This window comes from Noviherbaspirillum sp. (assembly GCF_036846085.1).
Classification (GTDB): Bacteria; Pseudomonadota; Gammaproteobacteria; order Burkholderiales; family Burkholderiaceae_D; genus Noviherbaspirillum.
Genome location: NZ_DAIUCO010000193.1, coordinates 1 through 10,448 on the forward strand (window position 1 = coordinate 1; position 10,448 = coordinate 10,448).

A 10,448-nucleotide genomic window follows, 5' to 3' on the forward strand; every position below is an offset into this window, starting at 1 on the left:
GCGCGAGGCGGGCGCCCGAGGCGCCGAGCGGATGGCCGATGGCGATCGCGCCGCCATTAGGGTTCACGCGCGCGTCGTCGAAGCCGATTTCCAGCAGCTTCAGGCAGCCGAGCACCTGGCTGGCGAAGGCTTCGTTGATCTCGATGATGTCCATGTCGGCCAGCGTCAGGTTGGCGCGCTGCAGCGCCTTGCGGATCGCGTACACCGGGCCGACGCCCATGATGCGCGGCTCGACGCCGGCGACCGCCGCCGACAGGATGCGCACCATCGGCGCCTTGCCGGCCTTCTCGCCGGCAGCGCGGCTGCCGACCAGCAGCGCGGCAGCGCCGTCGTTGATGCCGGATGCATTGCCTGCGGTGACCACGCCGCCTTCGAACAGCGGCTTGAGCTTGGCCAGCGTCGCGCCGGTGGTTTCGGGACGCGGATGCTCGTCCTGGTCGACCACGATGGGCGGCGTCTTGCGGCCGGTCGGCACGCTGATCGGAAGTATCTCTTCCTTATAAAAACCGTCCTGCAGCGCGGCGTGATATTTCATCTGCGAGGCCAACGCGAAGGCGTCGGCGTCGTCACGGGTGATGCCGAAGTCATGGGCGACGTTGTCACCGGTTTCCGGCATCGTATGCGCGCCGTACTCGGCGGTGACTTTCGGGTTCGGGAAGCGAGCGCCGATGGTGGAATCGAAGACCTTGAATTCACGGCTGTACGCCGCTTCCGCCTTGGCCACCACGAAAGGGGCGCGGCTCATGCTTTCGACGCCGCCGGCGATGTACAGGTCGCCTTCGCCGGTGGTGACGGCACGGGCCGCATCCATCACCGCGGCCAGGCCGCTGGCGCACAGGCGGTTGACCGTCTGGCCGCCCACCGTCACCGGCAGCCCGGCTGCCAGCAGCGAGTTGCGCGCCACGTTGCGGGCATCTTCACCGCCCTGGTTGGTGCAGCCCAGGATGACGTCTTCGATCGAATCCGCCGGGAAGGCATTGCGCGCCACCAGCGCGCGCATCACTTCCGCCACCAGGTCGTCGGGGCGGACCGCGGCAAGGGCGCCGCCGTGGCGGCCGATCGGCGAACGCAGGCCGTCGTAGATGTAAGCGTCGAGCATGATTTAAATTTCCTTGTGATGTAACGAAAGTCCGAGCAGGGCTCGACGCTGCAGCCATGGGCTGGAGCGGTAGCGGGCGTCGCCGGTTTGTTCTTCGAGGTTGGTCAGGATCGTCAGTACAGTTGCGCTGCCGAGCTCGTCGCCCCAGGCCAGCGGGCCGATCGGATACCCGAGGCCGAGCGTCACGGCGCGGTCGATGTCGGCCGGATCGGCGATGCCCTGCTGCGCGATTTCGCAGGCGATATTGACGATGTGGGCGACCACGCGCTGCGTCACCAGGCCGGCACTGTCGCGGATCACGCTGACGGCCTTGCCGTCGGCGCCGAACAGGCCGCGCGCCATCTCGCGATAGCTTTCATCGGTCGCCGGCGTCGTCATCACCACGCGGCGGCGGCTGAGGTCGAACAGGCTTTCCACGCCGACGGTGCGGCGGCCGTCGAGTCCGTCGCGCACGCAGCAGGTGGTGGCGTCGTCGCCCAGCGGCGTGACGATGCACAGCGCATCGTCGCTCGGCAGTTCGCCGGTTTCGAGGCGGACGCCGGTATCGACGATCAGGCGCTCGATGCGCTCGGCGAGCTGCGGCCGTTCACGGCTGAGCCAGACGCTGGCCGGACGCACTGTGCTCGGCGGGTCTTCCGGGATCGATTCCTTCTTGCCGTCGGCGCCGTAGCGGTAAAAGCCGCGTCCTACCTTCTTGCCGAGCAGGCCGGCGGTCAGCATCTGGCGCGTCAGGCCCTGCGGGCGAAAACGCGGTTCTTCGTAATACTGGTGGTAGATCGATTCCATCACCGGATGCGATACATCCAGCGCGGTCAGGTCCAGCAGTTCGCAGGGGCCGAGACGGAAGCCGGCGGTGTCGCGCAGGATGGCGTCGAGCGCCGGCACCGTCACCACATCTTCCGCCAGCAGGCGCAGTCCTTCAGTGCCGTAGCCGCGTCCGGCATGATTGACGATGAAGCCCGGCGTGTCCTTCGCGCGCACCGCCGCATGGCCCCAGTGCTTGCCGAGCGCCAGCATGAAATCGGTGATTTCCGGAGCGGTCATGATGCCGCCGATCGCTTCGACGATTTTCATCAGCGGCACCGGATTGAAGAAATGGAACCCGACCACGCGCTCCGGATGCTTGAGCCCGGCCGCGATGGCTGTCACCGACAGGGAAGAGGTATTGGTGGCGAGGATGGCGTCGGGCGCGACGATACCCTCCAATGTGCCGAACAGCGACTTCTTTGCGCCGAGCTCCTCGACGATGGCCTCGATCACGACATGGCAGCCGGCGAGGTCTTCGATGCCGTTGCAGGCGGTAAGCCGTTCGGCGGCATTGGCGGCGGCGGCCTGGTCGAGATTGCCTTTCTCGGTCAGCTTGGCGAAGGTGGCGATCAATTCCTGGCGCGCGGCCGTCGCGGCACCTTCACGCGCATCGGTCAACCTGACCTGCGCGCCGGCAAGTGCCGCGATCTGTGCAATACCGCGGCCCATCACGCCGCATCCCACCAATCCGATGGTCAGGTCCGGGGAATCTGGTTGCGGACGATTTGACTGTGACATGCGGGGCTCCGAAATCGTTTTTGCGTTTAATTCTGCTGTGCAGAACTAAACTATTTAAAATGGAACTGTATTTCGTCTCGGTTGATCTGTCAAGAAATCCATTTCCTCTGGCACGGATTGATAAATGGAAAAACGGATTGCGCTGCCGGATGTTCGTACGACGGCAAATCGGCCGTTCAAAATGTGCTGCATTGCAGAACCAAGTTCTGCAAATACATTGATTTTTCAATGCGCTTATGACACCATCGGCACCATGATCCATGGCAAATTCCCAGTGTCGACGAGGGCGTGCCAGCCTGCCGATGTCCGCTGCGCCTTGCCCGCATACAGAGGAATGAAATGAACCAAGCCGCGCCGATGCCGCGCCGTATACATGAAGCCTTCCTGCCTTGGGCAGCTAGCCATGCCGAGCGTTCCGCACTGATCGACGCCGATCGCACTATTACTTACGGCGAACTCGGCGGGATCGTGGAAGAAGTGGCCGAACGCCTTCGGCAAGCGGGCGTGCGTGCCGGCGACCGCGTGCTGCTGGTGGCGGAAAACTCGGTCGCCCTGGCCGTATGCATCCTGGCCGTCAGCCGTCTCGATGCATGGTCGGCCAGCGTCAATGCCCGCCTTTCCGGTCGGGAAATCGATAACTTCCTTGCGCATTCAGGTGCGCGGCGCGCCTTGTACTTCAGCGCGGTGTCGCCGCAGGCCAAAGCGCATGGCGAAGCACGCGGCGCACAGGTGGTGGAATGGCCAGGCATCGGCGGATTGATGCTGGGGGCGCTGAATGACGCGGCGACCCCTGAGCCGGTCGCCCACGACGGCGCTGTCCAGGTGGCCGCCATGGTGTACACCTCCGGCACCACCGGCGCGCCGAAGGCAGTCATGCTCACGCACGCCAACCTGATGTTTGTCGGCGCCAACACTACCCGCATGCGCAGGATGACGCCGGAGGATGTTGTCTACGGCGTCCTGCCGCTGTCGCACGTGTATGGACTCACTTCGTTGCTGATGGCGTCTCTGTTTTCGGGCGCGGCCTTGCGCCTGGTGCCGCGTTTCCAGGTCGGAGACCTGGTGCAGGCGCTGGCCGACGGCGGGATTACGGTATTGCACGGTGCGCCGGCGATGTATGCCAAGCTGGTCGAGTGGCGGGAGGTAAAGGGCGTGCCGGTGGCGGCGCCCAGGTTGCGCGTTGCACAGTCCGGCGGGGCGCCGCTGACCTTGCCGCTGAAGCAGGGCTTCGAAAGAATGTTCGGCATGCCGCTGCAAAACGGCTATGGCATGACCGAGGCGTCGCCGTCTATCTGCCAGACGAGGCTCGATGCGCCGCGCACCGACTGCTCCGTGGGCCAGGCAATTCCTTATATCGAGATCAAGCTGAACGGTGCGGAAAACGATGCCGAAGGCATCGGCGAACTCTGGGTGCGTGGACCGAATGTGATGAAGGGCTATTACCGCGCGCCGGAACTGACCGCCGAGACCATCACCGAAGATGGCTGGCTGCGCACCGGCGATCTGGCGCGCATCGAAGCCGACGGCGCGGTGTTCATCGTCGGGCGCAGCAAGGAACTGATCATCCGCTCTGGATTCAATGTGTATCCGATCGAGGTGGAGCAGGTGCTCAACGCCTTTCCGGAAGTGGTGCAGTCGGCGGTAGTGGGGCGCGAGGTGGACGGCAACGAGGAAGTGGTCGCCTTTATCGAACCGTCGCAAGGCGCGGCGATCGATATGGACAAGCTGCGCGCCCACCTGAAAGCCAACCTGTCGCCATACAAGATGCCGAGCGAGATCGTGGTACTCGAACACCTGCCGGCGGCGGCAACCGGCAAGGTGCTGAAAAAGGAATTGCAGCGCATGGCTGCGGAACGGGAACGCAGCGGCGCATAGATGTTTGTATTCGCGCCACGCGCCGTCCGCGGATGGCGATTGTTTGTTGGTGAGAAGAAAGATTTACAGGATAATGCAGCGGGTTTTTGCGCCGCTGTCCGATGCCGCGATGGTGCGAGCCAGGCAAACGACGGTGGCGTAAAGAATCACTTTCAGGGCACGCCTGGCGCATACGAGCATTCCGAATCGTAGTCCAAATCAGCGTGGTACCTAATTGCAGTACCTAACCGAGCACAACATCATGCTGACGAAAACCATGGCAAAAGATATGAACGAAGAAGAAGTCCCTATGGTGCAGAAGTCGAATGCCAAGGAAGACCGGCACTTCGTGACCGCGCTGGCCCGTGGACTGGAAGTGCTGGCCTGCTTCCGGTCCGGCGAGAAGCTGCTCGGCAACCAGGAACTTGCCGATCGCAGCAAGCTGCCGAAATCCACCGTCTCCCGCCTTACCTACACGCTGACCAAGCTCGGTTACCTGCAGTACGACGACGACATGGGCAAGTACCGGCTCGGCACCGCCAGCCTGGCGCTGGGCAGTGCGATGCTGTCCAAGCTCGACATCCGGCAGTTTGCGCGTCCCTACATGCAGGAACTCGCCGACTTCTCGCATGCCACCGTCTCCCTCGGCATGCGCGACCGTCTCAGCATGATCTACGTGGAGAACTGCCGCAGCCAGGCGGCGCTGACGCTGCGCCTCGACGTCGGCGCCCGCATCCCGATCGCCATCACGGCGATGGGCCGCGCCTATCTCGCCGAAGCAGGCAGCACCGAGCGCAACGACATCCTCGAACGGGTGCGCGAGCTGGATGAAATGAAATGGCCGAGCATCCGCGACGGCGTCAACCGTTCGATCGAGGAATACCAGACGCTGGGTTGCTGCACATCGTTCGGCAGCTGGCAGCGCGATGTGAACGCCATTGCAGTTGCCTTCAAGCCGAACAACGGCAGCGCCATCCTCAGCATCAACTGCGGCGGACCGGCATTCAACCTGTCGCCGGAATTCCTGTTGAACGAGGTGCGTCCGAAACTGATCGAGCTGGTGGATCGCTTCCGCCGTCCCTGATTTTCTTCTTTACATCCCTCCGTCACTCCGGCGCGGCAGACGGCGACAGACGTTCTCCGTTCCGCGAGACGTAGCCGCTGCCCGGCAATCCCATACACTTCCTGCGCAACAGGCCTTGCCATTCGGGCTGGCACGTTCGCCAAAGTTCACAACGCAGCGCCCGGCGAATGACGTCGGAAAAAGCTTTCGTGAGCAGATTGCCGGCAACATCACTTGTCCAACTTTCCATGGAACCAGGCACGACGTGCCGCAACTCATCGTCATCCTTTCCGCGACGTGCGGTTTTTTACGATGGAAGCCATGATCCGTTTCAAATTTCACATCGGCCCGCACGAATACGTCGGCCATACCCCCGGCAAGGGAATCGCCAAGGCCAAGGCCGAGGGACGGCAACTCTCTGCAACGCAAAAAATCCTCGATATTCTTCCTGTCAAGCGACGGACTACCATCGAAGGGTTGTTGCGCCGGGTCAGGAAGACGTGTCCTCCTGGTCAAAAAGCGCCAATTCAATCCGGGCTCAACCGGGGTCAGGGCAGTGACGCCCACCATCGCGACATTCCGGTTCCATCGTTGCGGCAGCCGCTTGAGGAGAGCCGACGCAATGCGGAAGCAGACCGTCCCGCGGCGGAGGCAGCCTCGTCGTTCCCCTGGGAATGGGATGCTTCCAAAACCCGGCCCCTTTCAAGGGAAGCGCCGCCGCTTCCCTACCTGTCCCGGTTCCTTCGGAATCAAGCGCAGGGTGCGCTAAAGACAGGCGCCATGCTGGAAGTGGGCTTCGAGGACGGCAGCGGGGTGCGCGCGTTCATGGAAGCAGGCTGGCGCAAGATCCATGCAGTGGACATGGACGCGCGCTGCCTTCCGATGATCCAGGAGGAAGTGGATGCAGGCCATGCGCAAGTGCAAATCGCCCGGATCCAGGATGCCGCACTGCCTTTCGACATGGACGTGGTGCATGCGCACTATGTGCTTGCGTTCCTGGGAGACGACCTTCCGCGCACATTGCAACGACTATGCGATGCCACGCGGCCGGGGGGATACCTGATTTGCGCCTTCATGGGACCGGACCACAGCTGGAAGAACAGGCCCGGCGTCCACGTCTATGATCAATCGCAGCTAACGCACCTGCTCCATTCAGCCGGTTATGAAAACATTGTGATCGACAAGACGCGGCGCGAGAACATTCGCGACCAGGGTGGTAAGCCGGTGGCGGTCTGGGACGCGTTGATCGTGAGGGCCAGCAAGCCTCGAAGCCCGCAACCCGGGCCGCCGTCCTGAGGAGCAGCCAAGGCACAGGCGCCGGATACATTGTCCGGCACGACGGATGAGGCTCAAGACGTGCGACGTGTCAGCGCATGAACAAAGCGCCTCGATGGGCAGCGTGGTGAAGCAGTCGCGATCGAGGCGATTGGGGTGATAGAGGCGATTGAGCGTCCCCGGCGTCAGTGCTTGCCTGTCACCACGACCGGTACCTCGGTCGCCGGCGGCGTGTTGCGGCTGCGTCCGCAGCGCACGATGCCGTCGATCATCACCATGCCCACGCCCGGCAGGTCGCCGAGCTGCACGCTGTCCAGCAGGTCGCGCCCGACCGAATGCTGCGCCTTGTCCATGAAGACGAAATCCGCCGCCCGGCCCGGTTCGATCAGGCCGCAATTCAAATTGCGGATGCGTGCGGTATTGCCGGTTGCGAAGCAAAATACTTGCTCGGCCGGGATGCGACCCAGGCTGGACAGCAACGCAATCATGCGCAGGATCCCGAGCGGCTGCACGCCCGAGCCTGCCGGACCGTCGGTGCCGAGAATCACGCGATGCGGACACTTCAACTGCATGGCCGTCTGCGCGGCGGCGATGGCAACACGCTCGTTGCCGTTGTGGACGATTTCGATGGCACGGCTGGATTTTTCGCACAGTTCGCAGACATGGGCCTCCGACAGCGACGTATGGCCGCCGTTGATGTGGCCGATGACGTCCGCATCGGCTTCCAGCACCACGTCCTTGTCGATCAGGCCGGAGCCGGGAATCGACGGTCCCCCGGTATGAATGGTGCTCTGGATGCCGTACTTGCGCGCCCAGGCCACCATCTTCTGCGCTTCCTCGCCGGCCTTCACCGAACCCAGGCCGACCTCGCCGAGCAGGGTGACGCCGGCTTCGGCGAGTTCCTTGAAGTCGTGCTCGGTCATGCCTTTCTCGATCACTGGCGCGCCGGCGATCACCTTCACGCCGCCGGGCCGGAAATTGTCGAATGCACGCTGGGCCGTGATGGCGAGCGCCTTCAGGCCGATGATGTCCTTGGGCCTGCCGGGCAGATGCACCTCACCGGCGGAAATCATGCTGGTGACGCCGCCGTTCATGGTGGAATCGATCCATCCGAGCTGGTTCTGGCGCGGTGTCCAGTCGCCGAACACCGGATGCACATGGCTGTCGATCAGCCCCGGCGCGACGCAGGTCTTGCGGGCGTCGATGGTGACGTCGGCCTGCGCGGTGTCGCAATCGGCTTCCGCGCCGACCGCGGTAATCAGTCCGTCATGGACGACAATGGTGTCGGCATCGAGGATCGGCTTGTCGATGTCCCCCGACAGCAGCAAACCGATGTTTTTGATCACGACCTTGCCGGATGCCGAACTGGTAGCTGCGTCTGCCATGGAATGTCTCCTGTGATGAGGTAAATGTCAGGCGGCCGGCCGTTCGCGTTCGTCCGTGGCCGGTCGTACCTCCGCCACATCCGAGGCCATCGATACCTGGCGGATGACGGCGGAGCAAATGAAATCTTCCCAGTGCGCAAGCGCGTCGGGTGCGGCCAGGTCTTCGCCAAGGAAGGCCGATAGCGTGAAGCGGTTGGAGGTATAGAAATAGGCGAGGGCGGCGCTCATCAGGTAGATGTCGCGTGCCCGGACATCGGTGCGGAACAGGCCCATTTCAGCGCCACGCTTCAGTACGCTGTCCATCAGCGAGATGGCGGGCGACGAATATTCGCGGGCGCGCATCGACTTGGAAATATGCTTGCCACGGTGCAGGTTCTCGCTGTTCAGCAGCGTGATGAATTCGGGGTTCTGCTGGTAGTAGGTCCACATGAAGCGCACCAGCGTCTTCAGGTCCTCGACCGGGTTGTCCATCTTGAGGACGAGCTTGGATTCGGCGTCGTTGAAGCGCCGGTAGGTGTCCTCGATCACCGCGATGAACAACTCTTCCTTGTTGCCGAAGTAGTAATAGATCATGCGGTCATGGGACTTGGCCGCCTTCGAGATTTCCTCGATGCGGCCGCCGGCGAAGCCGTGCTTGGCGAAGACCTTGGTCGCCGCGCGCAGGATGTTTTCCTGCGTCGCCTGGGCGGCCATCTCGCGCACCCGCGGTCGCCTTGTGGCTGTGGAGCCGGCTGCGGTACGTCGGGGAGGGGATGTCGCCATGGTGAACCGTCAGCCGTTGAACGTCGAAGATACCGGATTTGCCGCCCGCCTTGCGTCGGCGGGCGGCATGTGATTACTGTTCCGCAAATGCGCGCTCGATCACGAAATCGCCCGGCGTCGAGGTATTGCCTTCCTTGAAGCCGTCTTTCTCCAGCATGACTTTCAAATCGCGCAGCATGCCCGGGCTGCCGCAGATCATTACCCGGTCGATGGCAGGGTCCAGCTTGGGAACGCCAAGGTCTTCGAACAGCTTGCCGCTGGTGATCAGGTCGGTCACGCGGCCCATGTTCTTGTACTGCTCGCGGGTGACTGTCGGGTAATAGCGCAGTTTGCTGGTAATCAGGTCACCGAGGAATTCATGGTTCGGCAGATGCTCGACCAGCACGTCGTGGTAGGCCAGTTCATCGACCTGCCGCACGCCATGCACGAGGATGACCTGTTCGAATTTTTCGTAGGTTTCCGGGTCGCGGATGATGCTCATGAATGGCGCCAGGCCGGTGCCGGTGGACAGCAGGTACAGGCGCTTGCCGGGGAGCAGGTAGTCGGTGACCAGCGTGCCGGTGGGCTTGCGGCCGACGATGATGGTGTCGCCGACCTGGATATTCTGCAGGCGCGAGGTCAGGGGGCCGTCCGGCACCTTGATGCTGAGAAATTCCAGGTGATCTTCGTAATTCGCGCTCACGATGCTGTAAGCCCTCAGCAGGGGTTTGCCGTTCACCCGCAGGCCGATCATCGTGAAATGGCCGTTGCTGAAACGCAGTGACGGATCGCGTGTCGTGGTGAACGTGAAAAGGCGGTCGGTCCAGTGGTGAACGGACAAAACCCGCTCTTCGTTAAGGGCACTCATATTCTCTCCATAGTCAACATAAAAAGTTCAGCCTGGGGACCCCGGGGCTAAGGCAGGGGCCGTTTTCAGCGTTCCAAATACGCCAGTTTACCAGTCTGTTCCTTCCATGCATCCGCTTCCGGCAACGGGCCGTTGCGTTTTGAGATTGTTGGCCATACGGCGGCCAGTTCGGCATTGAGTCCGGTGAACGCCTGCATGCCTGCCGGCAGGTCTTCTTCCGCATAGATTGCCTCGACCGGGCACTCGGATACACATACCGCGCAATCGATGCATTCCTCCGGGTCGATCACCAGGAAATTCGGGCCTTCCTTGAAGCAATCCACCGGGCAGACATCGACACAGTCGGTGTACTTGCAGCGGATGCAGGTTTCAGTGACGACATGGGTCATCGGAATCTCCTTGTGGACGGGCCTGCGAACTCCGGTTAATGTAGAGGCTACAACATGAATATGTAGTGTACACTAAACGAAAATGTAGTGTACACTACATTGAACAGAATTTGCGAAGTGGGTGGTTTGGACAGGAATGCAGGCATCGCTGACCTCGCGGTGCAAGGTCTAACTGCCTGATTTAGTTGCCCCGCAAGGCTCCTTCCCCCTCGTAGGGGGAAGGTTGGGA

Annotated in this window: 10 protein-coding genes; 4 read left to right on the top strand and 6 right to left on the bottom strand. The window is 62.4% G+C overall.

Going from position 1 to position 10,448, the window contains the following annotated elements; genetic code table 11:
- Together V7080_RS18985 and V7080_RS18990 are read right to left on the bottom strand one after the other, a co-directional pair.
- On the bottom strand, window positions 1–1,099 hold a 1,099-nt coding region (locus V7080_RS18985; RefSeq protein WP_334189961.1), incomplete at its 3' end, for a 3-oxoadipyl-CoA thiolase.
- A gap of 3 nt (window positions 1,100–1,102) precedes the next feature.
- Complete coding sequence (locus V7080_RS18990; RefSeq protein ID WP_334189962.1) at window positions 1,103–2,644, bottom strand: 3-hydroxyacyl-CoA dehydrogenase; 1,542 nt, start codon at window positions 2,642–2,644, stop codon at window positions 1,103–1,105.
- Window positions 2,645–2,768: 124 nt separating this feature from the next.
- Here V7080_RS18990 and V7080_RS18995 point away from each other — a divergent pair, with 124 nt between their 5' ends.
- From V7080_RS18995 to V7080_RS19010, 4 genes are all read left to right on the top strand, one after another.
- Window positions 2,769–2,987, top strand: a complete 219-nt coding sequence (locus V7080_RS18995; protein WP_334189963.1) for a hypothetical protein — start codon at window positions 2,769–2,771, stop codon at window positions 2,985–2,987.
- A complete protein-coding gene (locus tag V7080_RS19000; protein ID WP_334189964.1) occupies window positions 2,984–4,519 on the top strand; it encodes a class I adenylate-forming enzyme family protein in 1,536 nt (511 codons plus the stop codon). Before V7080_RS18995 ends, V7080_RS19000 begins: the two co-directional genes overlap by 4 nt.
- A gap of 268 nt (window positions 4,520–4,787) precedes the next feature.
- Entirely contained in the window at window positions 4,788–5,582 is a 795-nt protein-coding gene (locus V7080_RS19005) for an IclR family transcriptional regulator (protein ID WP_334189970.1), read from the top strand.
- A 300-nt stretch (window positions 5,583–5,882) separates the two neighbouring features.
- Window positions 5,883–6,857, top strand: a complete 975-nt coding sequence (locus V7080_RS19010) for a class I SAM-dependent methyltransferase (protein WP_334189965.1) — start codon at window positions 5,883–5,885, stop codon at window positions 6,855–6,857.
- 164 nt (window positions 6,858–7,021) lie between these two features.
- Here V7080_RS19010 and V7080_RS19015 read toward each other — a convergent pair whose 3' ends face one another.
- The 4 genes from V7080_RS19015 to fdxA form a co-directional block, all read right to left on the bottom strand.
- On the bottom strand, window positions 7,022–8,221 hold the full coding sequence (locus V7080_RS19015) for an amidohydrolase family protein (RefSeq protein ID WP_334189966.1): 1,200 nt from the start codon (window positions 8,219–8,221) through the stop codon (window positions 7,022–7,024).
- 27 nt (window positions 8,222–8,248) lie between these two features.
- Complete coding sequence (locus V7080_RS19020) at window positions 8,249–8,983, bottom strand: TetR/AcrR family transcriptional regulator (protein ID WP_334189967.1); 735 nt, start codon at window positions 8,981–8,983, stop codon at window positions 8,249–8,251.
- 73 nt (window positions 8,984–9,056) lie between these two features.
- Entirely contained in the window at window positions 9,057–9,830 is a 774-nt protein-coding gene (locus tag V7080_RS19025) for a ferredoxin--NADP reductase (RefSeq protein ID WP_334189968.1), read from the bottom strand.
- Window positions 9,831–9,895: 65 nt separating this feature from the next.
- A complete protein-coding gene (gene fdxA, locus V7080_RS19030; protein ID WP_334189969.1) occupies window positions 9,896–10,219 on the bottom strand; it encodes a ferredoxin FdxA in 324 nt (107 codons plus the stop codon).
- Window positions 10,220–10,448: the final 229 nt, after the last annotated feature.

Excerpts from the sequence above, each read along its gene's own strand:
- V7080_RS18990 (WP_334189962.1), bottom strand. The coding sequence starts at position 2,644 with ATGTCACAGTCAAATCGTCCGCAACCAGATTCCCCGGACCTGACCATC.
- V7080_RS18995 (WP_334189963.1), top strand. The coding sequence starts at position 2,769 with ATGGAAAAACGGATTGCGCTGCCGGATGTTCGTACGACGGCAAATCGG.
- V7080_RS19000 (WP_334189964.1), top strand. The coding sequence starts at position 2,984 with ATGAACCAAGCCGCGCCGATGCCGCGCCGTATACATGAAGCCTTCCTG.
- V7080_RS19005 (WP_334189970.1), top strand. The coding sequence starts at position 4,788 with ATGAACGAAGAAGAAGTCCCTATGGTGCAGAAGTCGAATGCCAAGGAA.
- V7080_RS19010 (WP_334189965.1), top strand. The coding sequence starts at position 5,883 with ATGATCCGTTTCAAATTTCACATCGGCCCGCACGAATACGTCGGCCAT.
- V7080_RS19015 (WP_334189966.1), bottom strand. The coding sequence starts at position 8,221 with ATGGCAGACGCAGCTACCAGTTCGGCATCCGGCAAGGTCGTGATCAAA.
- V7080_RS19020 (WP_334189967.1), bottom strand. The coding sequence starts at position 8,983 with ATGGCGACATCCCCTCCCCGACGTACCGCAGCCGGCTCCACAGCCACA.
- V7080_RS19025 (WP_334189968.1), bottom strand. The coding sequence starts at position 9,830 with ATGAGTGCCCTTAACGAAGAGCGGGTTTTGTCCGTTCACCACTGGACC.
- fdxA (WP_334189969.1), bottom strand. The coding sequence starts at position 10,219 with ATGACCCATGTCGTCACTGAAACCTGCATCCGCTGCAAGTACACCGAC.